Origin of the sequence: Acinetobacter kanungonis (assembly GCF_009939195.1) — a bacterium.
Lineage (GTDB): Bacteria > Pseudomonadota > Gammaproteobacteria > Pseudomonadales > Moraxellaceae > Acinetobacter > Acinetobacter kanungonis.
Genome location: NZ_JAACKC010000003.1, coordinates 41,613 through 68,495 on the forward strand (window position 1 = coordinate 41,613; position 26,883 = coordinate 68,495).

The window sequence follows — 26,883 nt, forward strand, 5'->3', positions numbered from 1 at the left end:
ATGTTTGCACGTCGTATTGTCGCGAAACATGTCACTAAGACCACGGCTTATGCCATGTTGGGCGCCACCGCTGTCTTGTCGGTGTTACAGATTTTATTTACGTACTTGGGTGAACTGAGTGACCTGAGCGAGACCTATACCGCTTGGCAGGCGCTGATTTATGTGTTGTGGGGTGCGCCACGTTACCTGTATGAGATTTTACCGATTGCTGCGTTGATTGGTGCGGTACTGGGTTTAGGGACCATGGCATCCAACAGTGAACTGATTGTGATGCGCTCGATCGGGATTAGTCTCTGGCGTATTGTGGGTTGGGTGATCCGTTCTGCCTTGATTTTGGTGGTGCTGTCTTTTGTGCTGAGTGAGTGGGTGATTCCCTATACCAATGAACAAGCCAAGAGTGTGAAAAGCCAACGTAGCGTGGCAGCTCTGGGCGAAGTCAAAGGCTATTGGACACGTGAAGGGCAGCGCTTTATCTATATTGATTATGCCAATTCACAAGGTCAACTGCGTGATATTCAGATGGTCGACTTTAATCAAGATTATCATTTAAAAAGTGTTCTGAACGCAGAGCAAGGACAGTTTGTACAAGATGGGCAGTGGAACTTAAAAGATACTGAGCAAGTTGAAATTCAAGATGCCGGCAATGCCATTCAACAGCGTGCTGCACAGCAGCCTTTGTCGTTGGCACTGCAACCGAAATATGTGCATATGGTCACGATTGATCCTGAGGACTTATCACCAAGCCAATTGGTCAGTTTCATGCGCTATATGCATGAATATAGCCAAGTCCCAAAAACCTATCAGTTGGCTTTCTGGCAAAAAGTGGGTTCACCGTTTGCCCTGATTGCGCTGGTTTTGATTGCCTGTTCCTTCATTTTTGGACCACTTCGTCAGCAATCCATGGGTTTTCGTTTAGTGATTGCCTTATTTATCGGACTCAGTTTCTTCTATTTACAGGACTTTCTGGGTTACGCCAGTTTGGTTTATTCCCCATCGCCAGCTTGGTTCGTCTTTGTGCCAATTGGCTTAATGTTTATTGTGGGTGGTTATTTATTGCGCCGAGCACGCTAATAAATGTGCAGATTGAATAAAACAATCTACACAAGCGGGTTTAACCATGTTGCGCACATGGAGTCTTGAGCGAAAATTCGGTAAGATAGTGCGACCAATTTATAGACAAAGAGTGTAAATCATGACGGATGCAACTGCTGGCAAAGTTCCGCACGTATTGGTAATTATGGATGGTATTGGACACCGTGAAGCGGTTGAAGACAATGCCTTCCTTGCTGCACAACGACCAAACTTGACGGCTATGCAACAAAAGCATCCGCATGGATTGATTTCTGGTTCTGGCGAAGATGTTGGCTTGCCAGATGGTCAAATGGGCAACTCTGAAGTGGGTCATATGAATTTGGGTGCAGGTCGTGTGCTCTATCAAGACTTTACCCGCATTACCAAAGACATTCGTACAGGTGCATTTTTCCAACATCAAGTTTTGATTGATGCGGTTGAAAAAGCCAAAGCTGCACAAGGTGCCGTACATATTATGGGGCTATTGTCAGAAGGCGGTGTGCACTCGCATGAAGACCATATTGTGGCCATGGCAGAATTGGCCTTGAAACGTGGCGCGAAAGTGTATTTACATGCCTTCTTGGATGGACGTGATACTCCACCAAAAAGCGCGCAACCTTCTTTAGAAAAATTAGAAGCCTTATTTGCGCAATATCCAAATCAGGGTCGTATTGCCACGATGATTGGTCGTTATTTCGCAATGGACCGTGACAATCGTTGGGATCGCGTAGAACAAGCGTATCGTCTTTTGACCGAAGGTGAAGCTGTTCGTACAGCAGCAACTGCGGTTGAAGGCTTGGAAATGGCTTATGCAGCAGATGAATCTGATGAGTTTGTGAAAGCGACCCGTATTGGTGAGCTGGCAAAAGTTGAAGACGGTGACAGTATTGTCTTCATGAATTTCCGTGCCGATCGTGCACGTGAAATTACTAAAGCCTTTGTTGAACAAGACTTCGCTGGCTTTGAACGTAAAGTCGTGCCAAACCTGTCGATGTTTGTGATGCTCACCCGTTATCAAGCAACCATTGATGCGCCTGTGGCGTATATGCCTGAAGCGTTACATAATTCGTTGGGTGAATACTTATCCAACTTGGGGAAAACCCAGTTGCGTATTGCAGAAACTGAAAAATATGCACACGTGACCTTCTTCTTCAGTGGTGGGCGTGAAGATGAATATCCAGGCGAAAAACGGATTCTGATTCCATCTCCAAATGTTGCGACCTATGATTTAAAACCAGAAATGAGCGCTTATGAAGTGACCGATGAACTGGTTGCCGCGATCAATTCGGGTGAATATGACTTGTTGGTAGTGAACTATGCCAATGGCGATATGGTTGGACATACAGGAGTCTTCCAAGCCGCAGTCAAAGCGGTAGAAGCGGTGGATACCTGTTTAGGTCAAGTGTATGACGCCGTGATGGCGAAAAAAGGGCATATGCTGATTACTGCCGATCATGGTAATGTGGAACAAATGCAGGATTATCATAGTGGTCAGGTGCATACTCAGCATACCACTGAATTGGTACCATTTATTTATGTCGGTCCAACCCAAGCAACGATTGCGGAAGGTGGCGTATTGGCTGACGTAGCCCCAACACTATTAAACCTGATGCACTTACCGATTCCAGCAGAAATGCAAGGTCGTAACTTAATTACCCTACAAGCCTAAGCTGGCTGATTACAGGTGAATCAATGACACAACACTTGAAATTTGTTATTCCCTTAACAGCGTTATTCATGTGTTGTGCTCATGCCACTGGAGCAGTCAATGAAATTGATACTGCTCCAGATTTTGATGAAGTCGAGCAAAGCTATCCTGAAGTTCCCGTGGAATCGATTCAGCAGTTTGTGCAGATTTATGGCATTGTCAAAGACAACTATGTCGATAATAAAAATGATGAACAACTCTTCCAACAAGCCATTCAAGGTTTGGTCAGTGGACTAGACCGTTATTCACGTTATTTATCTCCCGAAGATTATAAACAACTGGTGCAATATACCGATGGTGATTTGGCTTCGGTGGATTTTAATTTAAGTTATGACAATCAGCGCCAGTGGACTATTCAGGGTTTAAAACCCGAAGCAGATGCCTATAAACAAGGCTTACGCAATGGGTCTTCTGTTTTTAAAATTGATGACCAAGAATTACGAAAACTCAATCGAGAGCAGGTCAATGCCTTGTTGTATGGGGCGATAGGCTCGACACTGAGTGTACAACTGGGGCAAACCAGCAAACCGCTCAGTTTGGTTCGTACCAAGAAGATTGAAACCGATATCGAGTCGCAATTGTTGCACAATCAGGTGCTGGTCCTGAAAGTTCGTGTCTTCCAGCAGGACACAGCGAATGAAATCAAGCGTTTAATCGAAGAAAATAGTTCACCGCGCCTCAAGGCGGTGCTGATTGATTTACGTAACAATCCGGGAGGATTGCTTTCGGCTGCGGTTGAAACGGCCGACCTGTTTTTAAATCAGGGTATTATTGTCACCACCAAAAGTCGTTCGGAAGGCAATCAGCAATTTCAGGCTTTACCCAGCTCCGAATTTCAGAATCTTAAAGTGGGGGTGTTGATCAATGGTCGTTCAGCCTCTGCTGCGGAAGTATTCACCGCTGCAATGAAAGAACACCGTCGTGCTTGGGTGATTGGCGAAAAAAGTTATGGCAAAGGGGTGGTGCAGAAACTGTTCCCTTTATCCAATGGTGCAGCCTTGCAAATGACGGTGTCGCATTATTACACCCCGACAGGCAAGATGATTGAAGGGATTGGCATTCAACCTGATCAGCAATATCCCTTGCAACATGACATGAAAGAAGAAACTTATCTGGAGCATGTTGCAGAGATGATTGCCAATCGCCGTTAATTATTCATCAGTATCCAGTCCAAATTTCTTCAGACGATAACGTAAAGAGCGGAAAGACATCCCCAGTTTTTTCGCCGCCAAGGTGCGATTCCAATGGGTGATGTTGAGTGCATTCAACAGAATCTCTTTCTCGATATTCTCTAAATACAGTTCCAGGCCTTCATCCGGTAATTTCTTCGAGCTTAAAGTAAGTTCAGAGGAAGTGGTTAACAGTTGATCGACCGAAGAAGGGGATTGCATCTGTACGCTGCGGCGAAGCGGTGCGCTTTGTAAATGCTGCACATCAATATAATCTTCATCACTTAAGGTGATGGCACGTTCAATGATGTTGCGCAGTTCACGCACATTGCCGGGATAATATTGCGCTAGTAAAAACTCTTTCGCACGTGGCGTTAGGGCTTTGGCTGGAATTTCCCATTCACGACTGACTTTTTGAATAAAATGCTGTGCCAGAATCAAGATATCCTGACCACGTTCTCGTAACGGTGGTAGGACCAAGTCCATGACATGAATACGGAAGAACAGGTCTTGTCGGAATTTACCCTGCTGTACCAGACTTTCTAAGTCTTGATGGCTGGCACTGATCACGCGGAAATCCACATCAATTTCTGTTTCAGAACCAATCGGGCGAATGGCTTTTTCCTGCACTGCGCGTAACAGTTTGACTTGCATATTCAGCGGAAGTTCTGCAATTTCATCCAGAAATAAACTGCCACCGTGGGCGGATTGAATCAGGCCTTGTTTGTCTTGTGTGGCACCGGTAAAGCTGCCTTTTTTGTGCCCGAATAATTCACTTTCGAGTAAATCCGCAGGAATGGCACCACAGTTGATGGCAATAAAAGGCCCTTCATTGCGATTGCTTAAGCGATGTACCAGATTGGCCACCACTTCTTTGCCTGTACCTGACTCACCAGTTATAAACACAGGTGCTTGCGAGCGCGCGATTTTCTTTAAGGTCACACGTAGCTGCTGAATCGGTAAGGACTGCCCAATCAGCATGCGTTGTTCCAACGCATCTTCATTGAGGGTTTGCTGTGATATTGGTTTATTTAGGGCTTTTTGGAGCAGCTGTTCCAGATGGGTTTGTTTGATGGGTTTGCTGACAAAGTCAAAAGCACCGGCTTTAAGCGCAGCAATCGCAATATCCATATTGCCGTAGGCGGTCAGCACAGCAACAGGAAGTAGAGGATACTGTTTCGAAATTTCTTCAACCAGTTCTAGTCCATTGCCGTCCGGCAAGTTGAGATCGGTGAAACATACATCATATTGATGTTCCGACAACATTTTGCGTGCTTGTGACAAACGATAGGCCACATGCGTTTCAATCCCCATACGACTCAGCATCATTTGCATGAGCGTACATAAATCTTCTTCGTCATCTACAAATAAAACGAGTGGTTGTTGCGCCACCTTATCACCCCAGTAAAAATTGAAATCATTAAGTCAGCTGTCGGCATTCAATCCGAAAGCATGCTCCCTGTTGTTGTTCTACATAGCTTAAAAGTGCCTGATTGGCCTCACAGAAGCTATGCGATAAATATAATCCTAAACCAGTTCCGGAAATTTCTGTACTAAAGAACGGTTGAAATAGGCGAGCTTGGTCATGAATGGCCACGCCTTCCCCAAAATCACGCACATCAATGTGAATATTGTTGTCCTGCGCATAGCCGTGCAGCTCTATTGTACTGTGTTCAGGTGCATTATGTCGGATCGCATTGCGAATTAAATTAATTAAGACTTGTCGAAACTGTGCTTCATCGAAGCTCAAGCTCAGCTTTGGCGCAATATGACAGACTATTTTATTTTTGAGATCTGGTAAATCTTCTTGAATAAATAACGGGATGAACCGATCCAGTTGAATATCAATCGGTTGGGTACCTTTATTTCGTACCATGCTTAAGGTGTCTTGTACAATTTTATCAATCCGCTGCGTTTGTTTGTTAATCATCTGGCTGAGCGTGTGTTGTTGTTCTGCGGTGCTGTTGGACAGTAATTCGTTGGCTTGTACAATCGCGGCTAAAGGATTGCGGATTTCATGGGCAATACTGGCAGAGAGTTGCCCCAGTGCAGCCAGTTTGAGTTGTTGTACCTGTTGATTGATTTTTTGCCCATCTTGAATCACCAGCAGCGTAAGAATCTGCTGCGGGACAATCAGTTTTTGCACTTCAATATGTAGATGATAGTGGCTGAGCTGGGATTCAAATTGGAATTTTTCCCCATTTTGGACTTGGTCAAAATTGAGTAACTCAAATAAATCGGGCTGGAGCTTATACAGGGGATACTTATCAAAGGCATAGAATGGAGAAATGCCTAATAGCGCGCAGGCCGCGGGGTTGCTTAACACGATATGGCAATTTTCATCCAGCACCAAATAACCCGTTTCAATTTGCTCCAGAATATAACGGTTAATGTTTTGAAGCCGTTTTAGTTCTTGCGATTGTGAGAAATTGACATGATCCAATAATTGAAAACGCCGAACTGCAATTTGCCCGCAAATATAAAAAACGATAAACAACACCGCCAAAATGACGCTATTGCTGAGATTCTGGAGAGAATGCAGGGTCAGAAAGCTGATAACAAACTGTTGATAAATGACAGCAATGATTGCAATCAGCGTGATGGCTAAAGCTTTTTGTTTACTCAGAAGCAATGAAGCTGCAAAAATGGTTGTTAAAAATAAGACGCTGATACTTAAACTTGGACCATTGGTGGCAAAGGTCAGTAAGCTTAAAGCGATGACATCGACAATGAAAATAAAAGCAAATTGCTGTGGAATATGCTGTTTAAAATGTTTGAGATTAAAGAACTGGACACAGTTAATGAAAAAATAACCCAACAGTCCATAGAAATACAGTTGGGGGTATTCATAATTGTTGGCCAGCTCATCTTGGGTCAAAATAAAAATTAAGACCAGGCAGCTGGTAATCAGTAAGCGGTAAGCGGCATACCAGATCCCAAAAAAGTATTGATTTAATTCGAAATATTGGGAATGTTGCATGCTGCAAACCGATGATGAGATTTAAATAATGGTAATTAAGGTTTGATGAGACCGTAACGAATCGCTAAATGCGTGAGTTTGACATCGCTATCGATATTGAGTTTTTCAAAGATGCGGTAACGATAGGTGTTGACCGTTTTTACGCTGACAAAGAGCTTGTCGGCAATTTCCTGTGCGCTGATACAGTTCACCACCATCATTGCCACTTGCATTTCACGTTCTGAAAGAGAGTCAAATGGCGATTGCTGCGTATCGGATAAATAAGAGCTGGCGAGCTGTTCAGCAATGTCTGCACTGAAGTATTTGCCGCCTTGCATCACTTTGTTGATGGCACGTACCATCTCACTGACTGGTGCACCTTTGGTGATATAGCCTTTGGCACCTGCTTTAAGGAGTAAAGACGGATAAGGTTCTTCTGCTAAACCGCTCACCGCCAAAACCTTGGTTTCGGGTGCAGTTTGTAATAACCGGCGTGTAGTCTCTACGCCGCCAATGCCAGGCATATTCACATCGAGTAATACAACATTGGGATGATGTTGGCGAACCAGATTGATGGCTTCTTCACCAGATTCCGCCTGACCAATCACCTGAACATCAGCATGGTCTTCTAGCATTCGACAAATACCAGTACGGACTAATTCATGGTCATCCACCACTAAAACTGTAATCACCGATTTCTCCCTCTGGCTAAAAAATTACATAATTTTTGTTACATAAAGCAAAATAAGCTTGCAATGAAACGACAAAATTAGCAATCCTATTCTTATTCCGAAATTAAAAGTTTTGCACAATAGCGTGAATCAAAAATTCCCGTTACTGTGTAAATGTAAGGCATATTTGAGGTAATACGCAAATGTATCTTACCTCCCTGAGTTGAGTAAACGATTGTGAAAAATTCTAAGAAGTCATTCATGCATGTGTTGAGTATGTCTATTCTGCTCAGCCTGAGTTCAACAAGTTTTGCTGAACTCGTCATTAATCCTTCCTCGGGGAGTACAGGTCAGGCTTCAATGAGCTGGTCTTCAGAGGAAGCAAGTCAATTATTAAATAGTGATGTTTCTGCGCTCGGCGAGGAAATATCTCCGCAGGGTTCAACCAAAGTGACCACCACGGTTCGCAGTTCAAATGGGGTACCGACCTATTCTGCACCGAAAACGGTTCACATTATTGATACCTCTGCAGGCTATAGCAGCCAACCGTCTGTGAGTGCTCGTGCCGCGCTGGTCATGGATGCTCAAACAGGTGAGGTGCTCTATAGCAAAAACACCAATACCGCTTTACCCATTGCTTCGATTACCAAATTAATGACAGCGGTTGTGATTGCTGATGCACGTTTAGACATGTCTGAAGAAATTACATTACAGTCGATTGATTTTGCAGGAGCGGGCGGCAAAAACTCGAGTTCGACCTTACGTTCAGGCGATACCATGAACCGTGCCGAAGCGTTACTTTTTGCTTTAATGAAATCAGAAAATCCAGCAGCAGCAGCGTTAGCGCGAACGTATCCAGGAGGACGTAGTGCTTTCATTGCTGCAATGAATGCCAAAGCGCGTGCATTGGGCATGAATTCAACCCATTATGTTGAGTCTACGGGTCTTGATCCACACAATGTCGCTTCGGCACGTGATTTGGGGATTTTGGTGAGTACAGCGTCGCAATACGGTTTAATTCGTCAGTTCTCAACCACGGCAAGTTATGATTTTAACTTGGGGTATCGCGTCTTAAAATCAAACAATACCAATGCTTTAGTTCGTAACGGTGGCTGGAATATCAACCTGTCCAAAACAGGTTATATCAATGAGGCAGGGCGTTGTGTCGTGATGCATACAACCTTGAATTCTCGTCCAGCAGTCGTGGTCATTTTAGGCGCGAGTACATCTCAAAGTCGAACTGAAGATGCGACCCGTTTGATGACATGGGCAAGCCAACTGCCTAAACGTATCTAAAATCGTCATTCTTCATCGATTCACTCCAATCACAAAAGTTGAGTCGTAAAAAAGCCCTGTCATCACAGGGCTTTTTCTTTCCATCAATCTTTGTAATGACTTACATGTTTGAAAGAATAGAGTCTTTTACTTGAGTCATCGTTGCATCAATAGACAACATCACAGCATCAGCACATTGCTTGATGGCTGTATCTGGATCTTTTAGACCATTACCAGTCACGGTACATACAATCACAGAACCTTCAGCAATTTTACCTGCTTTAATGTCACGGATTGCACCGCCAATTGAAGCCGCAGAAGCTGGTTCTACAAACACACCTTCATACATAGAAAGCAAACGTTGTGCTTCCAGGATTTCAGCATCTTGCAGTTCATCGAACCAACCTTGAGAGTCACGTACCACTGCTTTGGCATGGTTCCAGCTTTGTGGGTTGCCAATACGAATTGCAGTTGCAACGGTTTCAGGATGTTCTACTGGTGCACCACGTAAGAATGGCGCAGCACCCGCAGCTTGATAACCGACCATAGTAGGTAAGCCTTCAGGTTTAGGACCCGTGAATTGATCTGTTGCAGCATCATAAGTCACGTATTCAAACTGATCAGCAGGTTGGTTTGCTACCGCTTCGGTATAACCCATCCAGTGTGCCGTGATATTGCCTGCGTTACCTACAGGTAAACAGTGATAATCTGGCGCACGACCTAAAGCTTCTACGATTTCGTAAGCAATGGTTTTTTGACCTTGTAAACGGTAAGGGTTGATTGAGTTTACGATCGTTACAGGCGCTTGGTCGGCAACTTCTTTCACGAGGCGCATACCATCGTCAAAGTTTCCGCGAATTTGCATGGTGATCGCACCGTACATCATCGCTTGCGCCATTTTACCCATGGCAATTTTGCCTTCAGGAATGAGTACAAATGCTTTGATGCCAGCACGTGCGGCATAGGCTGCTGCAGCGGCAGACGTGTTACCTGTAGAGGCACAGATAATTGCTTTTGAACCCTCTTCAACCGCTTTGGTCACAGCCATGGTCATGCCGCGGTCTTTGAATGAACCAGTCGGGTTCAAGCCTTCGTACTTCACATAAATTTCAACATCTTTACCAATAATACGTGGAATGTTCTCCAGCTTAATCAGCGGGGTATTCCCTTCGCCTAAAGAGATTCCACGAGTAGTAGCAGACACTGGTAAACGGTCACGATAACGGTCAACTAAACCAGTATAACGATTGGCATTCGACATGATGATGTTCCAATTATGGGTAGAGCTTGGTAAGGGGGGAATTGCCCCCTCGACCCGATTAATTATCAAGCGATTCTAAACGAATTCGCACAATTTCGCCATGAATGACGGGTAAGGCTTGAATTTGAGCAAGTGCCTCATCCATTTTCGATTCTTTGACTGGATCAGTCAAAATTACGATTGGAATTAGGTCTTTTAAGCGTGATTGCTGCATGATGGCATCAATACTGATCCCAGCGCGGCTTAAAATGGTGGTGACATCTGCCAATACACCAGTTTGATCTTCGGCATTAATACGGATGTAGTACCCCGTGGTCATTTCTTCACGTGGCAGAATTGGTAAATCCGCTAGAGCTTCAAACGCCAATTGAGGAATAGTCCCTGCGCCATCTTCGGTGTAAGAAATATCACGCACGATATCCACCACATCGGCAACCACCGCAGACGCTGTTGGACCCGCACCTGCACCTGCGCCGTAATACAGCGTTGGACCTACGGCATTGGCTTGCACCAATACGGCATTTTTCACACCGTTGACATTGGCAATCAGTTCTTCAGCTGGAATCAGGGTTGGGTGAACGCGAAGTTCAATGCCTTTTTCAGCACGACGGGCAATCCCCAAGTGCTTGATGCGGAAACCGAGTTCTTCAGCATATTTCACATCTTGAGCAGTCACTTTACTGATGCCTTCGGTATAGACCTTGTCAAACTGTAAAGGAATACCAAAAGCACATGAGGCTAAAATCGTCAGTTTGTGCGCAGCATCAATGCCTTCAACGTCAAAGGTTGGATCTGCTTCGGCATAGCCCAATTCTTGTGCTTCTTGCAGAACATCTTCAAAGGCACGACCTTTGTCACGCATTTCAGTCAGAATAAAGTTGCCTGTACCGTTAATAATACCCGCCAACCAGTCAATTTTGTTGGCAGCCAGACCTTCACGGATCACTTTAATAATTGGAATACCGCCTGCAACCGCAGCTTCATAGGCAATTTGTACGGCATTGTCTTCTGCCGCTTTGAATAATTCATTACCATGTTCAGCCAGTAATGCTTTGTTGGCAGTGACTACTTGTTTGCCATGTTTGATGGCTTCCATGATGACTTCGTAAGCAGGGTGAATACCCCCCATGACTTCGACCACAACATCTACATCGGGTTGACGTACGATGTCCATCAGGTCAGCACTTTGTTTTACAGATGCTGGAAGATCAAGGTCTGGACGCGGACGACGAGTACCCACGTGGGTAATTTCAATTCCTCGACCGGTGCGACGTTTGATCTCAGCAGCGTTTTCTTTTAGTAGTTTAAGGGCACCACCACCCACAGTACCAAGACCGAGGATTGCCAGACGAACTGGTTTCACGTCACACTCCATTTATTTCTTCAATTTTACGCGAGTCTAGATCATAGCTAAAAAAACGCTCAGACTCTAGGGTGGAGAGAAGATAATCTCCACCTATAACTAATAGTAAAATAACAAATAAAAATTAGTTATTTAAGCGCTTGTCTAATTCTTCAGGGCTGAGGTATCCACCTAAATAAACCCCTTCGGTGTTATAGATTGCTGGTGTGCCATTTACCCCCATATTCAGACCCAATTGATACTGCTCACGAACTGGGTTCTTGCAGGTTGCTGGCGGTAATTGGGCACCTGCAATCGCTTGGTCAAATGCTGCACGACGATCTGCACTACACCAGACGCTTTCCATGGCAGGCATGAATTGTTCACCACGTGGCCATGCAATGTAACGGACTTCAATACCTTTGGCAGTAATTTCAGGAATATGCTCATGCAGTTTGTGGCAATACGGACAGCTGGCATCGGTAAACACATAAATCACATGCTTGGTTTTGCCTTGGGCTGGATAGACCAAGAGGTCTTCGGTTTTTAAGCTGGCTAAATGTTTCTTATTGGCAGCCGCTTGCAGATTTTCACTGACATTATGTAGCTGTTTGTCACCTAGACGAATCACATCACCTTGAATCAGGAACTTACCATCACTGGTGGCATAAACCGAGCTCATGCCTTCCAGATTAATCCAATATAGATTAGGGACTTCAGTTGCTTTGACATCCACAATCTTGGCATTAATACCCGCAGTTTTAAAATGTTGTTCCAGCGTTTTGATTAAACGTTGTTGTGCATTGCGCTCGGAAAGGTTAGAAGCTTCGCCAGTTGCAGGGGCGCTTGCCGTTAAGGTGTTTTGCTTTTTGTCATCATTATTTGAATTGGAACATGCCGTGAGGGCGAAACTGCCTGCCAAGGTACATGCAATCAATAATTTTGTGCGGGTAAATGACATATAAAACCCTTTCTTTTAGGTATAAAAACAGGAGGCTAGCATAGCAAAAAAAAATGTAGCGCGTTGTATTTCTTGGTGGGCACTGTGTGAAGCCTATCTAGCCTTTAAGCACGAGGATGAAACTCGGCATGCAACTGCTGCATACGCACTTGTGCCACATGGGTATAAATTTGCGTGGTGGATAAATCGCTATGTCCGAGTAACACTTGCACCACGCGTAAATCGGCACCGTGATTGAGTAAATGCGTGGCAAAAGCATGCCGTAGGGTATGTGGGGAAAGTTCGGCTTGAATGCCTGCTTGTAGGGCATAACGTTTAATCGCATACCAGAAGTTTTGCCGACTCATGATCCCGCCTTGCTGGGTTAGAAACACATAGTCGGTTGCCGATTTATACAGACTCGGTCGGGCTTGAGCCAAATAACTTTCAATCCATTGGCAAGCGACTTGTCCCAAGGGAACCAAACGCTCTTTATTGCCTTTGCCGACAATCCGTAAGTAGCCTTGTTTGAGGTTAATCAGTTCTAAGCGCAAATTTAACAATTCTGATACACGTAAACCACAGGCATACAAGACTTCAAACATGGCGCGATCACGTAAGCCCAAAGCGGTATTGGTGTCTGGTGCAAGAATCAATGCTTCAACATCTTGTTCTGAAAGGTCTTTGGGTAAGGCACGTCCAATTTTCGGGGTACGATGACTGGCCACAGGGTTGTCACTGCGTAGCTTTTGTTCTCTTAAAAATTTAAAAAATGAACGCAGAGCGGACAGGCTACGCGCGATAGAGCGCGGGCTTTTGCCTTGTTGGGTCAGGCTTAGTAAGACATCGGCAATGTCTTCACTTTGCCAGTCAATCAAGGCTTTTGAATGGGATTCGCTGCATTGGATCAGGTCGGATAAATAGGCATTGCGGGTGTGTGGACTGACGGTCTGGGCAATTAAATAATCACGGAAACCCTGAAGAAAGCTGAGTTTTTCTGGAATTTGGACAGGTGTAGGTATTCTAGGTTTTTTATTTAACATCTTCGCTTCAGATTCAGGAAACCGATTTAGAACGAGCATCTTAACTAATTTTACAACATTTTTCTGGATTGACCTTGTGGTATAAAGTGAATGCGAATTGGAATCAAACCTTATTTGGTAATTATTCTCATTTGCTTGTATACTACAGAAAATATTATAGGGTTTAGTGCGGTGCTTTTATCTGATTTGAAAGTCAAGCAAACAGCCATCATCCGTAACGTCAAACGTCAGGTGGATGGTGATGCGGCTCAGACCGACCTTGTGGCCAGCCGTTTGGAGACTTTGGGTTTTGTCCCTGGGACTTCGGTTCAGGTGGTGACTAAAGGTATTTTTGGTGGCGATCCGATTTTAATTCAGGTCGGATTTACCCGTTTCGCACTCAGAAAAATTGAAGCAGCCAAAATTGAAGTTGATATGGAAGGAGCACCTGCATGAGTGATGCGTTGCGTATTGCCCTTGTCGGGAATCCTAACTGCGGTAAAACCTCTTTATTTAACCATTTAACGGGAACCCGTCAGAAAGTGGCCAACTATGCTGGGGTCACGGTTGAACGTAAAATGGGGCAATTCTCTTTGCCTTCAGGCAAGCCTGTCCGTGTTTTGGACTTGCCAGGTACCTATAGTCTGGATGCGACCAGTCCTGATGAAGCCATCACCCGTGATGTGGTGCAAGGCAAAATTGCCGAAGAAGGTCATCAGGATGCATTTTTATGTGTGGTAGATGCCACTAACTTGAAACTGCATTTAGGTTTGGTACTGGAAATGATCGAATTGGGACGTCCAATTCTATTGGTACTGAACATGATGGATGAAGCACGCCGTCGTGGCATGCAGATCAATACCCAAAAATTGTCTGAGCGCTTGGGTATTCCCGTGGCAGAAACAGTTGCAGTGCGTAATGCAGGCATTGAAAACTTGTTAAATGCCTTGGATCAGGCGAAATATGCCGTACCGCACACTGAACTCAGTGGTTTAAAAGGTTCGCATCATCAGAAAATCGCTACGATTTTGCATGATGTGGTGCAATATGCCGATCAAGAAGATAAGCGTTCAGATTTTTTAGACCGTATTTTCCTGCACCCTGTATTCGGCTTGGTCACCCTTGCGGTGATGATGTTCGTGATTTTCCAAGCAGTATTCGCTTGGGCAGCGCCTTTTATGGATGGTATTGAAAGTCTGTTTGGCTGGTTGGGTGAGGTGGTGGGTGCCAATATTGCCCATCCGCTGCTGAATAGCTTGGTAGTCGATGGCATTATTGCGGGTGCGGGTGGTGTCGTGGTGTTCTTGCCACAGATTATTATCCTATTCTTCTTTATTTTGGTGTTGGAAGAGTCGGGTTACTTACCACGTGCAGCGTTCTTGCTCGATAAACTGATGTTTAAAGCAGGCTTGAGTGGTCGTGCTTTTATTCCTTTGCTGTCCAGTTTTGCCTGTGCCGTACCCGGGATTATGGCAACCCGCAGTATCAGTGACCCGCGTGATCGTTTAACCACGATTTTTGTGGCGCCACTGATGACTTGTTCGGCACGTCTGCCGGTATATGCTTTGTTGATTGCCGCTTTTATCCCTGCGCAAACCGTATGGGGAATTTTCAATCTACAAGGTCTGGTGCTGTTCGCGTTGTATATGGCAGGCATAGTCAGTGCTTTAGCAGTCTCATTTGTCTTGAAATTTTTCCAGAAAGATAAGTCGCAACATGCCTTGTTGATGGAGTTACCGAGCTACCGTTTCCCTGATTTAAAAAGCGTGTGGATTGGTTTGTTGGACCGTACCAAAATCTTTATGAAGCGCGTCGGTGGGATTATCTTTGCCTTATCCGTGTTGCTCTGGTTCCTGTGTACGTTCCCGCAACCGCCAGTGGGCGCCACCATGCCTGAAATCGACTATTCCTTCGCGGGGATGTTGGGGCATGTGATGCAGCCAATCTTTGCTCCACTTGGCTTTAACTGGCAGATTTGTATTGCCTTGATTCCTGCCATGGCGGCACGTGAAGTGGTGGTAGCCGCGTTAGGCACCGTGTATGCCTTATCTGCGGTAGATGATGATGCCATGTCGCAAGGTTTGGCCGCACTGATCAGCGGAAATAGTGATCTGGGCTGGTCATTGGCTACAGGCTTGTCATTACTAGTCTGGTTTATTTATGCACCGCACTGTTTAGCAACGTTGGCAACGGTACGTCGTGAAACAGGTTCATGGAAAACCGTGAGCTTTATGACTGCGTACTTATTTGGCTTGGCGTATTTGATGTCATTCCTGACCTATCAAATTGCCTCGCACTATTTCGGTTAATCTGAGAGGAGACTCTGAACATGGTTGAAATTCTGATTGTTGCAGTCTTGGTGCTGTGGAGCACAGTGGTGGTGTTTAAGAAAGTATTTCCGAAAACCGCCAATAAAACCTTTGGAGTGCTCGCAGAACAGACGCAAAAGCAGGGCTGGAATACTGTTTCGAAATGGCTTAAACCTGCGCCTGTCGCAGGCTGTGGTGGCGGTTGTGGCTGTAGCCAAGACGATGCCCCTAATGCCAATAAGAATGCTGAAATTCAAGCCGTGAAGTGGAAATAAGCAATTTCCCCCATATCACAAAAAAGCCGTCAAATTTGACGGCTTTTTTACGCGCTGACACAAAAAAACAGAGAGAAAGTCAAAACAGAAAAAGCATTCAAAACAGCAAAGTGCTAACATTTTGTCAGTTTTACCAATCAACCAAAACATGGGGCAAAAATGTTAATACAACGTGGTGGATTAAAAGTCGTTGCAGGACTGGGAATTTCAGGTGTTGCAGCAGTAAATTTCTTACATGAAAATGGCTACCGCGTTGCAGTAACAGATTCACGAGCGACTCCTCCAGGACATGATCAGATTCCTGCCGAGGTACAAACCAGTTTTGGTCAATTGGATCAAGAATTGTTACTACAAGCCGAAGAAATTATTGTCAGCCCAGGTTTGGATCTCCAACTTCCTGAACTTCAAGCGGCTGTTGCACAGCAAATTCCCGTGGTCAGTGAAATTCAAATTTTACGCCGTGCCACGGACAAGCCGATTGTCGCGATTACGGGTTCGAATGCGAAAAGTACCGTGACGACCTTATTTGGTTTAATGGCGCAAGAGGTAGGCAAAAAAGTGGCTGTCGGTGGTAATTTGGGACGTCCAGCACTGGATTTAACCAAAGATGATCCAGAGCTGTATATTCTAGAATTATCCAGTTTCCAGTTGGAAACCACGTCGAACTTGAATGCAGCGGTTGCGGTGGTGCTGAATATGAGTGAAGACCATTTAGACCGTCATGGCGATATGTGGGGCTATCATCAAGCCAAGCACCGCATTTTCCAAGGCGTGAAAAAAGTAGTGTATAACCGTGATGATTCTTTAACTCGTCCATTGGTACCCGATGTTACGCCATTACAAAGCTTTGGTCTGAATGCACCTGACTTGAATCAATACGGCATTCTTAAAGATGATGATGGCACCATCTGGTTGGCACGTGGTCGTGAGCGTTTATTGAAAAGCTCGGACATGTATATTCAAGGGACACATAATGTCGCGAATGCCTTGGCATGTTTGGCTTTGGGTGAGGCGATTGGCTTACCACTGGAGTCGATGCTAAATACCTTGAAGCATTTTAAAGGCTTGGAACATCGCTGTGAATTTGTCAAAGAAGTGAATCAGGTTCGTTATTATAATGATTCTAAAGGCACCAACATTGGCGCGACTTTGGCGGCGATTGATGGTTTGGGGGCAGCGATTGAAGCTCAGCACGGCAAAGTGACGATTATCTTGGGTGGACAAGGCAAGGGGCAGGATTTTACTGCACTAAAAGATTCATTGGCGAAATACAGCAAACTGGCTGTATTGATTGGTGAAGATGCCAAACAGATTGAACAGGCGATTGCAGGAACCACCACCATCTTGCATGCTGCGACGCTGAAAGAAGCGGTCGCATTGTGCCAAGCCCATACACAGCCGCATGATGTGGTGTTATTGTCTCCAGCCTGTGCAAGTTTTGATATGTTTAAAAGTTATGGTGATCGTGGTCATCAGTTTGTCGATTGTGTGAATGCTCTAACTTAAAAGAATGATAAGGAGAGAGTTGTATGGCGGGTTTAGCTCAGACAACGATCAATAAAGTTCAGCAAGTCTATGACCGTGTCAGTCCAAGAATTCCAGCGGAATTTACCGCTCGTAATGTGCTGATTTTCTGTGTGATTGCCTTACTGTGTTTAGGTTCCATCATGGTGGCCTCGGCCTCTATGCCGTATGCTGATCGGATGATGGAGAATCCTTTCCATTATGTGGTCCGTCATGCTATTTCCATTGTGGTGGCTGCTGTCGCAGCTTTTTTGGCATATCGGGTTTCACTGAATGTATGGTTCAATAATACTTTTCCTCTGTGGCTCATCACCATTACATTGCTTGCTGCGGTGTTGGTGATCGGGACGGAAGTAAACGGTTCAACCCGTTGGATTCGTATTGCAGGCTTTACCTTGCAAGCCACCGAGGTTGCCAAGGTGATGATGGCGATCTTTACTGCAGACTATGTGGTGCGGCGTGCCGCAGAAGTACGAAATAACGTCAAAGGTCTGGTACGTTTAGCTGCCATCATGATCCTTACGGTGGGCCTGATCATTGCTGAGCCTGACTTGGGGGCGACGGTGGTGATTGTATTGATGATGCTGGGTGTGTTCTTTTTGGCGGGTGCACCCGTGATTCAATTTGGTATCGCGCTTGGTGCGATTCTGATTGCCTTCTTCTTCCTGATTGTATTTGAACCCTATCGTTTTGAACGTTTGATGTCCTTCTCTAATCCATGGAATGATCCATTGGGCGCAGGTTATCAGCTTTCCAATGCTTTGATGGCGTTTGGTCGTGGTGAATGGGTCGGGGTCGGTTTGGGTCACAGTATCCAGAAGATGTCGTATTTGCCTGAAGCACATACCGACTTTATGTTGGCGGTATTGGGGGAGGAATTTGGCTTTCTTGGGATTACCGTGGTGTTGCTGCTGTCATTTGGTATGCTGGTGTGCTGTATCAAGATTGGTCATCGTGCGCTCCGCAATCAGTATTTGCGTGCGGGCTATTTGGCTTATGGCATCAGTATCATTTTCTTGCTGCAAATTCTGGTCAATGCAGGCATGAATATGGGCATGTTACCGACCAAAGGTCTGACCTTGCCGTTTATTAGTTATGGTGGTTCTTCGTTAATTATGTGCGCGGTGATGATCAGTTTAATTCTGAAAATCGATGCCACTACACAAGACATCAATCCGAGTAAGGAAGAATCAAGCTTCTAATAACGTTGGATTGTTAAGTGTCAGATTGCAAACAATGCTTCATTTAAAAAAACTCCAGTCCAAAGTGACTGGAGTTTTTTTATTGGAACTTAGAGGTAATGTCCTTCTAATTCGATACTATGTGGAATCAGCTCAGTATTCCACTGTGCCACGGCTTGTTGCAGCATTACTTCAGGTCGGTCGAGATCCACTTCGGGCTGATGCAAAGCCTGTAATGCTTGTTGTAATAATGCTGGTGCTTGTGCTGGGTCTAGGGCCTGTGCGAGGTTCTGTTTTGACAGTTTTTGTCCCTGATCATTCATGGCGAGTGGTAAATGCATGTAATTCAGGCGAGGGTAGCCTAAAAGCTGCGCCAACCAAATTTGACGTTCGGTATTATCCAGCAGGTCTGCACCGCGCACCACATGGGTAATGCCTTGTAAATAATCATCCACCACAACGGCGAGTTGATAATTGATAATGCCGTCACGACGTTTCAGGACAAAGTCACCTAAATCCGCTTTTAAATTGGAACAATGTTGACCTTGTAGACGGTCTTGAAAGCAAATGCGTTGGTCTTCAACCTTGATGCGAATGGCTTGATGTTCAAAGTCCAGACCTAAATCACGACAAGTTCCTGCATAGATATGATTGGAACCCAGCATTTTACGGGTGCAGGCGCAGGCATAGACGTGATGGGCTGCTCTTAACTGTTCAAGCACAGCTTCATACAGCGCCAAGCGATCTTTCTGAAAGATGATTTCGGCATCAGGATAAAGCTGAAAGGCGTCTAAGCATTGTAAAATATGCTGTTCACTACCCGGATAGATGCGTGGAATATCGGTGTCTTCGACCCGAACCAACCACTGTCCTTGTTGTGCCTTGGCATCACAATAGCTGGCTACTGCGGTGAGCAAGGAGCCAAAATGCAAAGGGCCGGTTGGCGATGGCGCAAACCGACCCACATAAGCCATCCTGTTGTCCCCCTCCTTGGTGAAAGTAGGGGTTAGGGGAGGATTATTGAATAACATGCTTAACCGTTATTTTGCTTCTCTTTGATTTCAGCCAAAGTTTTGCAATCAATACACAAAGTCGCTGTTGGGCGTGCTTCTAAACGGCGTAAACCAATCTCGATACCACAAGTTTCACAGAAACCGTAGTCATCATTTTTGATGGCTTCAATCGATTGTTCAATTTTACGAATCAATTTACGTTCACGGTCACGTGTTCTTAATTCAATTGCAAATTCTTCTTCTTGCGTTGCACGGTCATTTACGTCAGGCAATGCAGTATTTTCGTCTTGCATGGTGTTGAGGGTACGATCCACTTCAGACATGAGCTCAGCTTTCCATGCCAATAAAATCTGACGGAAATGCTCAAGCTGCCCTTCAGACATGTATTCTTCATTCTTTTTTGGCTGATAAGGTTCAATACCAAATAAGCTCGCAGTAGAACCACCTTCTGTTGCCTTCGGCTTCACTTTACGTACGCGCTTAGTAGATTTGTCATCTACAACATCTTCATCCAAGACTTGGGTTTGGTTGTCATTCGCCATATAGGGCATTCCTCATCATATACGTACATCTATACGCAAAAAATATGGTGATATGCAAGTGTTTTTATCTACCGCCCATGCGGAGATTGTTCCACAGGGGTCGTCATCATATAGACTTTTTTCAGTTCTGGATAGTCTTTGATGTTTCGATTTAAGCTATCACCTTTTATTTAGCAGCCATAACATAATGGAAATAAAATGAAATGAAAAGTTAGTAGCCTGTAATTTCAATATTTATTTTTTTCTGTATGGGCTGGGTGCGATGAACTTGAGTGCTGAACTCACCATTGGCTTTTAAATGTACGACACGATAACCTGGCGCTTCGTCATCGAGCGCAAAGTCATCACTGTGAGGTTTAAATTGTACGCAGGTTGATGGGGTGGACAGAAAATGAATGCCATGCCATTGATTTTCCGAAGTTTGATGCACATGCCCGCAAAGCACCAGTTTCACATTACTGTGCTTGTCCAAGACATCGGTCAGATGTTCCGTGTTTTTCAGAATATGTTGATCAATCCAGCGTGACTGCATTTCAAAAGGATGATGATGGCAGGCAATCAAGATGTGTTGCTCGGCATGCTGATTCAGAATCAGATCCAATTGCTGTAATTGTTCGGTTCCAATCCAGCCATCAATCTTTCCTTTGACGGCACTGTTTAACAGCACTAAGCACCAATTTCCCATGGAAATGGCATGAACTTTGTTTTGCTGGTCATGAAATGGAAAGAATTCCTCACTATCATGGTTGCCAGGCACCTGATAATGCGCAAAGCCTGTGCCTTGCATAAAGCTCAGGTAGCGCTGATAAGTCTCAGGCGCAGGCACCTGTGCCAAATCACCCGTATGAATCAAAGCATGCGCATGCGGATATTCATGTTGAATTTGTGCCATCACGCGATGAAAACTTTGTTCAGGATTCATATGCACAAATTCTAAATCGTCCTGATTCATTAAATGTGTATCTGAAATCTGTATGATGGTCCAGCCTTGTGGCTGGTCATGTGATTGTTTCAAAGTCATGTCCTTCCCCTTAGACATTCCTTATTGTATTAATATGTTGTTCTAACCATTGCAATGCCATGATGACAGGCGCATTTCTGAGCCGACCATTGGTCAACAGGCTGCGAATGTCTGCATAATCTAAAATATGCAGTTGGATATTTTCACCTTCGTTCGCAACGCCAAAAACTCCACCCTGTTCTGGTAATGTTGCTTCTGCACTATATAAATGAAATAGTTCAGCACAAGCACCCGCAGAAGGGTAAAAGCTAAACAGATGTTGCAAGGCTTGCAATTCACACCCTGATTCTTCTAGGCTTTCACGGCGAATACAGCTTTCAGGTGATTCATCACCATCGAGTACACCTGCAATCACTTCCAGTTGCCAAGGTGAATCTGGATCATCCATTGCGCCAATACGAAATTGCTCAATTAAAGCGAATTTTTGTTGTTGATCATTATAAATTAAAACCCCTGCCGCTTCAGGACGTTGAATCAATTCCCGATGAATGACAGAGGTATAGTCGCTTTGCTGAAATAAACGATGCCGAAGGCTGACTTTTTCAACCTGAATAAAGCCGCGAAATAAATATTCTCGAGAAAGAATGTCTACTTCGTCGCTGTTATACGTGGCTCGTTTAATAATATTCATAAAGCTCGGTCAGGATGAAAATGACTATTTCATCCTAACGGAGTTTTTTCTGAACACAAATCTTTTTTTTAGCCAATTACACCTTGTGGTACAATTTTTGACCATGTTCATGGTAGGCGTTTTTCATCGCTTCTAGACCTGATTCTACTTCTGAATCTATTGCTTCTGAAGCAGACGCATTTTTTTGATTTTGCGCATAATCTCGCACATTCTGAGTGATTTTCATTGAGCAGAATTTCGGGCCGCACATCGAACAGAAGTGTGCAGATTTATGTGCTTCTTTTGGCATGGTTTCATCATGCATGCTACGCGCTGTGTCTGGGTCTAAGGCCAAGTTAAACTGATCTTCCCAACGGAATTCAAAACGGGCTTTAGACAGGGCATTGTCACGGGCTTGCGCACCAGGATGTCCTTTCGCCAAATCTGCTGCATGTGCGGCAATCTTGTAGGTGATAATGCCATCTTTCACATCTTTTTTATTTGGTAAGCCCAAATGCTCTTTTGGAGTGACGTAGCACAGCATTGCCGTACCGTACCAGCCAATCATGGCTGCACCAATGGCCGAGGTAATATGATCATAACCCGGTGCAATGTCGGTGGTGAGTGGGCCAAGCGTGTAGAAAGGTGCTTCTTTGCAGACTTCCAATTGCAGATCCATGTTTTCTTTAATCATGTGCATTGGTACATGACCTGGACCTTCAATCATTACCTGTACATCATGTTCCCATGCACGATGGGTCAGTTCACCCAGCGTTTTTAATTCGCTAAATTGTGCTTCATCATTGGCATCTTGCACACAGCCTGGACGTAATCCATCGCCTAAGCTGAAAGACACATCATAGGCTTTCATGATTTCGCAGATTTCATCGAAATGGGTATATAAGAAGTTTTCTTGATGATGCGCCAAGCACCACTGCGCCATGATGGAACCACCACGAGACACAATACCAGTTAAACGGTTGGCGGTCATTGGGACGTAACGTAATAACACCCCAGCATGAATAGTGAAGTAGTCCACGCCTTGTTCGGCTTGTTCAATCAAGGTGTCTTTAAAGATTTCCCACGTCAGGTCTTCAGCCACGCCATCGACTTTTTCAAGCGCTTGATAGATTGGTACAGTACCAATTGGAACAGGGGAATTACGGATAATCCATTCGCGGGTTTCATGGATGTTTTTACCTGTCGATAAATCCATGATGGTGTCTGCACCCCAACGGGTTGCCCATGTCATTTTCGCGACTTCTTCATCAATGCTAGAACCCAGTGCTGAGTTACCAATATTGGCATTGATTTTCACCAAGAAATTACGCCCAATAATCATGGGTTCAATTTCAGGATGGTTAATGTTGGCAGGAATAATGGCACGGCCTGCCGCAATTTCCTGACGGACAAATTCAGGGGTGATTTCGCGTAAGTTTTGTGCCCCAAAATTTTGCCCTGCATGCTGACGCATGTCGACGCCTTCACGTTGGCGCTGGTTTTCACGAATCGCAATATATTCCATTTCAGGGGTAATAATACCTTGCTTGGCATAATGCATTTGCGTGACATTTTTACCCGCTTTGGCGCGACGTGGGTTCTGAATATGCGCAAAACGAATTTCAGCCGTGCGAATGTCTTTTAGACGTTCTTGTCCGAATTTCGAGGTTAGCCCCGTTAAGACTTCAGTATCTTCACGTTCTTCAATCCATGTTTGACGAACCCAAGGTAAACCTTTATTTAAATCAATCGAAACATTCGGGTCCGTATAAACACCAGACGTGTCATAGACGCGTAAAGGCAGGTTTTGTTCACCACCTAAACCTGTTGGGGTATCGGTCAGGCTAATTTCACGGAAGGGTACACGAATATCTGGGCGTGAACCTTCAATATAGACTTTGCTTGAAGCAGGTAAAATTCGAGTTAAATCTTTTGCATCTTGCTCATGTTGAGCTGAAACTTCAGCAGGGGAAAGATTCGTTAATTGGTTCATAGCATGATCCTTATGAATGACATCAACGAATCAAGCACGACCAAAACTTGGCAAGTCTTCTGGTTAAAATGCGAGTGGTAAATTCACCAGATAGACGGAGGGCGGCAGTTTTAGTGAGCGCTTGATTCCTACGCAGGTGTTAACCTGATCAGGTTCAACGGTACTTGTGCTCATGTTTAGAACTGCACAATCTCAGCGAGGCATTACTCGCGCTCCGTCAAGCTAGGGCAAATGTTAGCATGCAATCTGGGAAATGCACATGCATATTTGATGACATTTATTGCGGGTCAAAATATGGGGATTGTGCTGCAAACAATAAAAAACAATTTGATTTAAGCGGCGGGAGCGAGGCAAATCGCATCGCGGAAACAGTCGCGAGGTGAGCGCGTATTCAGTTCAGGTAGACCCAAAAATTGATCCAGTTGTTTTAAGGTGATTAAGTTGTTTTGACCTGACTGTTTTTGTTGCGGGGTCAGTTTTACTGGAATTTGTGTTTGGCGCTGTTGCTCAGATAAATCCAGAAATTGCAGAAAGCGCTGGGCTTGCCATGCCAAATGCGACTGCTTTAATTTCGCCAGTTTTTCAATTTCAAACAGGCTGCTACTCCGAATCGCACTTTGATCGCTATAGCTTTCAGACACAGGTGAATTATTCATGCCCTTAAACAGGAAATGGGTATACATCTGCAGTAAATATTCTGCATCACGTCGATAGCTGCTTTGCGGATATTGCTGTAAATAATTTTCCCAGAACAATGCTCGTGCCACAATTTCTTGTGGGTCAATGGTCAAGGCACCATCCAGAAACGGGGCTTGCATGTTTTGTTGTGCCAGCTCAGTGATAAAGGCTTTTTCTGCTTCAGGCATGTAGGGTGCAAAGACAATCGCGAGATATTGTGGGCTGCGGCGGTAAGCGAGCATTCCTTCACCTTGGTCGATCAGTTCTATATAGGCCTGCCCCTGATGTTTAATCAGATATTGGTCACGTAAAGAGAATTGTTCGAAGTGGCTTTGTTGAATGGTTGGATGCTGCGCCATATCAAAAGCATATTGCTCGAAAGCCAATTGCTGCTGCGGTGTGCGCTCGACCTCTAGGAAATTGTCGTACATCGTGGTCGACAATTTTAATAGCTGTTTCTGTTCATTTAATTTTAAAAGGGGGAGGCAGACTTTTAAATCTTGATTAATTTCTTCAAGGGCAAACGTAGTGCGCTGATTGTTGATCTCAGACATATTCTTTTTCAGGTTTTTACACATTAGAGTCAAATCAACAACTGCTTCTTGTTTCTGTTGTTTGGGCGGTTGTTCTTGAGTCACTGGAGACTCAGGTTGCTGGCAACCAAAGAGCAAGATGCCGCACAACAAGGCAAAGCAGGGTTTTATTGAAAGCATAAACTTGAATTTCACAACCGTTGGAACGTAGACCTAGAAGAAGCGGAGAGAGAAAACATTATTTTAAGCCTAAAAAATGCGTTGGGTTTGTACTATTGTGAGGGAGTTTGGTTACCAAAAGATGGGTTTGAAGTGCAGAAAAGCGTGGAAAAATTCGTGCAAAAGCGGGTTAATCACGTTAATTTATCAGCGTTTGCGTGGGTTCTTACAGAGAACATGCCATGAGTGACGCTTTACATCAGGGATAAGAATGAAAAAACATTGGCTGCTGGGTTTGTCTTTATGCGGGTTCGGGTTTGAGGCACATGCCTTGGACTTGGTACAGGCGTATGCTAGAGCGCAGCAGACTGATCCCAATTGGCAGGCGAACAAATTACAGTACGAAGCAGATCAACTGAATCTGGGGATTGCCAAAGGCAATTTATTACCAACCATCACCGTTTCAGGCAGCAGTACCCGTAAAGCACAGCAGAATTCAGATGCTGCGCAAGCGAGTTTGTCCATTCCATCTTCCACGACCACACATCAAATTGCAGTGACGGCACGCCAACCCTTGTTTCGCTGGGATGCGTGGCAAGGCTACAAGCAGGTGGAAACTTCGGTCAATTTGAGTGAAGTAACCTTAAAGCTACAGCAACAGCAGCATATTTTAACGGTAGCAGAAAGTTATTTTGATGTGTTACGACAGCAAAGTCTGACCCAAGCCTATCTACAAGAAGAACAGGCTTTGTTACAGCAATTGAATATGATGAATGCCAAGTTACGTGAAGGACTGGTGGCGAAAAGTGATGTCAGTGAAGCGCAGGCACAGTATCAGAATGCCCGTGCAAACCGAATCTCGACCCAAGTGCAATTGCTGTTGGCACAAGAGCAGTTACAACAACTGATTGGACCTTATCGGGAAAATTTGGCGGTGATACGGGAAGATTTTGTTTATCAAAAACCCAATCCAGCGCAACTGACGGCATGGGAAAATTTGGCACGGACCCATAATCTGGAAATACAACAAGCGCGTTTACAACAGCGTTATGCAGAAGATCAGAAGCGGGTGGAAAAAGCTGCACTCTATCCGCAACTCGAAGCGGTGGGCACTTATGGTTATACCCAGCAGCAACCTTCCAGCGTGCTTTCTAGCGATGGACAATTTGACCAGATTGGGATTGAAATGAGCTGGAATGCCTTTACTGGAGGTAGCACCCAGCGTTCCATTCAAAAAGCAGCAGTCAATGTGCGTAAGACCGAAGCACAATTAGAGGCGGCGATTCGTAAGACCCAAACGGAGGTCAAAAAAGCCTATTATCAGATTGAAACCGACCAAGCCAAACTTGAAGCACGTCAAGCAGCTATGCAGTCCTCACAAGTGGTTTCGGACGCTTCACAGGCGCAATATCAGGAAGGTCTAAAAACTATGGTGGATGTGTTACTGGCGCAGCGCAATGCATTTTCGACCAAGCAAGACTATGTAAATGCCAAATATGACTATATTTTGAATGTATTACGTTTAAAAGCTGCGGTGGGTCAATTGAATGAGCAAGAGCTGGAAAAAATGAATGTCTGGCTGGTCGAAAAATAATTGGAATAAAGTTGGGTGATAGTGCGCTTGTCA

22 protein-coding genes, 2 pseudogenes and 1 riboswitch are annotated in these 26,883 nt (G+C 44.7%); of the genes and pseudogenes, 10 read left to right on the top strand and 14 right to left on the bottom strand.

Annotated features, from left to right (window positions below; genetic code table 11):
• The 3 genes from lptG to GWK51_RS06470 all read left to right on the top strand — a co-directional run bounded on the left by lptG (nt 1) and on the right by GWK51_RS06470 (nt 3,930).
• A complete protein-coding gene (gene lptG / locus GWK51_RS06460; RefSeq protein WP_161933103.1) occupies nt 1-1,071 on the top strand; it encodes an LPS export ABC transporter permease LptG in 1,071 nt (356 codons plus the stop codon).
• A 121-nt stretch (nt 1,072-1,192) separates the two neighbouring features.
• Nucleotides 1,193-2,740, top strand: coding sequence for a 2,3-bisphosphoglycerate-independent phosphoglycerate mutase (gpmI, locus tag GWK51_RS06465; protein ID WP_161933104.1), 1,548 nt, complete (start codon nt 1,193-1,195; stop codon nt 2,738-2,740).
• 23 nt (nt 2,741-2,763) lie between these two features.
• Nucleotides 2,764-3,930: a S41 family peptidase gene (locus tag GWK51_RS06470; protein WP_161933105.1), complete on the top strand. Its 1,167-nt coding sequence runs from the start codon at nt 2,764-2,766 to the stop codon at nt 3,928-3,930.
• Here the strand turns inward: GWK51_RS06470 and GWK51_RS16815 are convergent.
• From GWK51_RS16815 to gacA, 4 genes and pseudogenes are all read right to left on the bottom strand, one after another.
• Nucleotides 3,931-4,110: pseudogene (locus GWK51_RS16815) on the bottom strand (helix-turn-helix domain-containing protein); the annotation flags it as partial.
• Nucleotides 4,111-4,178: 68 nt separating this feature from the next.
• A pseudogene (locus GWK51_RS06475) lies at nt 4,179-5,340 on the bottom strand (sigma-54-dependent transcriptional regulator); the annotation flags it as partial.
• A gap of 28 nt (nt 5,341-5,368) precedes the next feature.
• Nucleotides 5,369-6,928: a two-component system sensor histidine kinase NtrB gene (locus GWK51_RS06480; protein ID WP_161933107.1), complete on the bottom strand. Its 1,560-nt coding sequence runs from the start codon at nt 6,926-6,928 to the stop codon at nt 5,369-5,371.
• 35 nt (nt 6,929-6,963) lie between these two features.
• Nucleotides 6,964-7,599 (bottom strand): response regulator transcription factor GacA, encoded by a 636-nt coding sequence (gene gacA, locus GWK51_RS06485; protein WP_100242578.1) that lies wholly within the window; start codon nt 7,597-7,599, stop codon nt 6,964-6,966.
• A gap of 216 nt (nt 7,600-7,815) precedes the next feature.
• Between gacA and pbpG the strand changes: the two genes are divergently transcribed.
• The gene (gene pbpG, locus GWK51_RS06490; protein ID WP_100242577.1) at nt 7,816-8,874 is read left to right on the top strand and encodes a D-alanyl-D-alanine endopeptidase PBP7/8; all 1,059 of its coding nucleotides are present in this window, start codon (nt 7,816-7,818) and stop codon (nt 8,872-8,874) included.
• A gap of 100 nt (nt 8,875-8,974) precedes the next feature.
• Here the strand turns inward: pbpG and thrC are convergent, their stop codons facing one another.
• From thrC to xerD, 4 genes are all read right to left on the bottom strand, one after another.
• Nucleotides 8,975-10,114, bottom strand: a complete 1,140-nt coding sequence (gene thrC, locus GWK51_RS06495) for a threonine synthase (RefSeq protein WP_100242576.1) — start codon at nt 10,112-10,114, stop codon at nt 8,975-8,977.
• 58 nt (nt 10,115-10,172) lie between these two features.
• The gene (locus GWK51_RS06500; protein WP_142769712.1) at nt 10,173-11,477 is read right to left on the bottom strand and encodes a homoserine dehydrogenase; all 1,305 of its coding nucleotides are present in this window, start codon (nt 11,475-11,477) and stop codon (nt 10,173-10,175) included.
• 124 nt (nt 11,478-11,601) lie between these two features.
• Nucleotides 11,602-12,417, bottom strand: coding sequence for a DsbC family protein (locus GWK51_RS06505; protein WP_100242575.1), 816 nt, complete (start codon nt 12,415-12,417; stop codon nt 11,602-11,604).
• Nucleotides 12,418-12,521: 104 nt separating this feature from the next.
• Nucleotides 12,522-13,439, bottom strand: coding sequence for a site-specific tyrosine recombinase XerD (gene xerD / locus GWK51_RS06510; protein ID WP_161933108.1), 918 nt, complete (start codon nt 13,437-13,439; stop codon nt 12,522-12,524).
• Between the two features lie 171 nt (nt 13,440-13,610).
• Between xerD and GWK51_RS06515 the strand changes: the two genes are divergently transcribed.
• The 5 genes from GWK51_RS06515 (at nt 13,611) to ftsW (ending at nt 18,728) form a co-directional block, all read left to right on the top strand.
• Entirely contained in the window at nt 13,611-13,874 is a 264-nt protein-coding gene (locus GWK51_RS06515) for a FeoA family protein (protein ID WP_100242619.1), read from the top strand.
• Nucleotides 13,871-15,727: a ferrous iron transporter B gene (gene feoB, locus GWK51_RS06520; RefSeq protein WP_100242573.1), complete on the top strand. Its 1,857-nt coding sequence runs from the start codon at nt 13,871-13,873 to the stop codon at nt 15,725-15,727. The genes GWK51_RS06515 and feoB overlap by 4 nt, the downstream gene beginning before the upstream one ends.
• A gap of 20 nt (nt 15,728-15,747) precedes the next feature.
• On the top strand, nt 15,748-16,002 hold the full coding sequence (locus tag GWK51_RS06525) for a DUF6587 family protein (RefSeq protein WP_161933109.1): 255 nt from the start codon (nt 15,748-15,750) through the stop codon (nt 16,000-16,002).
• Between the two features lie 159 nt (nt 16,003-16,161).
• Nucleotides 16,162-17,508 (top strand): UDP-N-acetylmuramoyl-L-alanine--D-glutamate ligase, encoded by a 1,347-nt coding sequence (murD, locus tag GWK51_RS06530; protein ID WP_161933110.1) that lies wholly within the window; start codon nt 16,162-16,164, stop codon nt 17,506-17,508.
• A 23-nt stretch (nt 17,509-17,531) separates the two neighbouring features.
• Nucleotides 17,532-18,728, top strand: coding sequence for a putative lipid II flippase FtsW (ftsW, locus tag GWK51_RS06535; RefSeq protein WP_100242570.1), 1,197 nt, complete (start codon nt 17,532-17,534; stop codon nt 18,726-18,728).
• Nucleotides 18,729-18,817: 89 nt separating this feature from the next.
• On the opposite strand, the gene gluQRS is transcribed toward ftsW, so the two are convergent.
• The 6 genes from gluQRS to GWK51_RS06565 form a co-directional block, all read right to left on the bottom strand.
• A complete protein-coding gene (gene gluQRS / locus GWK51_RS06540; RefSeq protein ID WP_171519152.1) occupies nt 18,818-19,738 on the bottom strand; it encodes a tRNA glutamyl-Q(34) synthetase GluQRS in 921 nt (306 codons plus the stop codon).
• 2 nt (nt 19,739-19,740) lie between these two features.
• Nucleotides 19,741-20,262, bottom strand: a complete 522-nt coding sequence (dksA, locus tag GWK51_RS06545) for an RNA polymerase-binding protein DksA (RefSeq protein WP_100242568.1) — start codon at nt 20,260-20,262, stop codon at nt 19,741-19,743.
• 211 nt (nt 20,263-20,473) lie between these two features.
• Nucleotides 20,474-21,283, bottom strand: coding sequence for a 3',5'-cyclic-AMP phosphodiesterase (gene cpdA / locus GWK51_RS06550; RefSeq protein WP_161933112.1), 810 nt, complete (start codon nt 21,281-21,283; stop codon nt 20,474-20,476).
• Between the two features lie 10 nt (nt 21,284-21,293).
• Entirely contained in the window at nt 21,294-21,914 is a 621-nt protein-coding gene (locus GWK51_RS06555) for an NUDIX domain-containing protein (RefSeq protein ID WP_161933113.1), read from the bottom strand.
• A gap of 76 nt (nt 21,915-21,990) precedes the next feature.
• Nucleotides 21,991-23,886 carry a phosphomethylpyrimidine synthase ThiC gene (gene thiC, locus GWK51_RS06560; RefSeq protein ID WP_100242565.1) on the bottom strand — a complete coding sequence of 632 codons (1,896 nt, stop codon included), beginning with the start codon at nt 23,884-23,886 and terminating at the stop codon, nt 21,991-21,993.
• A 108-nt stretch (nt 23,887-23,994) separates the two neighbouring features.
• Nucleotides 23,995-24,113, bottom strand: a riboswitch (TPP riboswitch).
• A 105-nt stretch (nt 24,114-24,218) separates the two neighbouring features.
• Nucleotides 24,219-25,277 (bottom strand): hypothetical protein, encoded by a 1,059-nt coding sequence (locus tag GWK51_RS06565; protein WP_216071726.1) that lies wholly within the window; start codon nt 25,275-25,277, stop codon nt 24,219-24,221.
• A gap of 250 nt (nt 25,278-25,527) precedes the next feature.
• On the opposite strand from GWK51_RS06565, the gene abuO reads away from it, so the two are divergent.
• The gene (abuO, locus tag GWK51_RS06570; RefSeq protein WP_161933114.1) at nt 25,528-26,850 is read left to right on the top strand and encodes a multidrug efflux outer membrane protein AbuO; all 1,323 of its coding nucleotides are present in this window, start codon (nt 25,528-25,530) and stop codon (nt 26,848-26,850) included.
• The last annotated feature ends 33 nt before the right edge of the window (nt 26,851-26,883 follow it).

Bases quoted from the DNA above. Each gene is read 5' to 3' on its own strand.
- GWK51_RS06525 (WP_161933109.1), top strand. From the start codon at position 15,748: ATGGTTGAAATTCTGATTGTTGCAGTCTTGGTGCTGTGGAGCACAGTG.
- gpmI (WP_161933104.1), top strand. From the start codon at position 1,193: ATGACGGATGCAACTGCTGGCAAAGTTCCGCACGTATTGGTAATTATG.
- GWK51_RS06555 (WP_161933113.1), bottom strand. From the start codon at position 21,914: ATGAATATTATTAAACGAGCCACGTATAACAGCGACGAAGTAGACATT.
- GWK51_RS06565 (WP_216071726.1), bottom strand. From the start codon at position 25,277: ATGCTTTCAATAAAACCCTGCTTTGCCTTGTTGTGCGGCATCTTGCTC.
- GWK51_RS06505 (WP_100242575.1), bottom strand. From the start codon at position 12,417: ATGTCATTTACCCGCACAAAATTATTGATTGCATGTACCTTGGCAGGC.
- dksA (WP_100242568.1), bottom strand. From the start codon at position 20,262: ATGGCGAATGACAACCAAACCCAAGTCTTGGATGAAGATGTTGTAGAT.
- thrC (WP_100242576.1), bottom strand. From the start codon at position 10,114: ATGTCGAATGCCAATCGTTATACTGGTTTAGTTGACCGTTATCGTGAC.
- thiC (WP_100242565.1), bottom strand. From the start codon at position 23,886: ATGAACCAATTAACGAATCTTTCCCCTGCTGAAGTTTCAGCTCAACAT.
- murD (WP_161933110.1), top strand. From the start codon at position 16,162: ATGTTAATACAACGTGGTGGATTAAAAGTCGTTGCAGGACTGGGAATT.
- GWK51_RS06480 (WP_161933107.1), bottom strand. From the start codon at position 6,928: ATGCAACATTCCCAATATTTCGAATTAAATCAATACTTTTTTGGGATC.
- GWK51_RS06470 (WP_161933105.1), top strand. From the start codon at position 2,764: ATGACACAACACTTGAAATTTGTTATTCCCTTAACAGCGTTATTCATG.
- gluQRS (WP_171519152.1), bottom strand. From the start codon at position 19,738: ATGTTATTCAATAATCCTCCCCTAACCCCTACTTTCACCAAGGAGGGG.
- abuO (WP_161933114.1), top strand. From the start codon at position 25,528: ATGAAAAAACATTGGCTGCTGGGTTTGTCTTTATGCGGGTTCGGGTTT.
- ftsW (WP_100242570.1), top strand. From the start codon at position 17,532: ATGGCGGGTTTAGCTCAGACAACGATCAATAAAGTTCAGCAAGTCTAT.
- xerD (WP_161933108.1), bottom strand. From the start codon at position 13,439: ATGTTAAATAAAAAACCTAGAATACCTACACCTGTCCAAATTCCAGAA.
- lptG (WP_161933103.1), top strand. From the start codon at position 1: ATGTTTGCACGTCGTATTGTCGCGAAACATGTCACTAAGACCACGGCT.
- feoB (WP_100242573.1), top strand. From the start codon at position 13,871: ATGAGTGATGCGTTGCGTATTGCCCTTGTCGGGAATCCTAACTGCGGT.
- cpdA (WP_161933112.1), bottom strand. From the start codon at position 21,283: ATGACTTTGAAACAATCACATGACCAGCCACAAGGCTGGACCATCATA.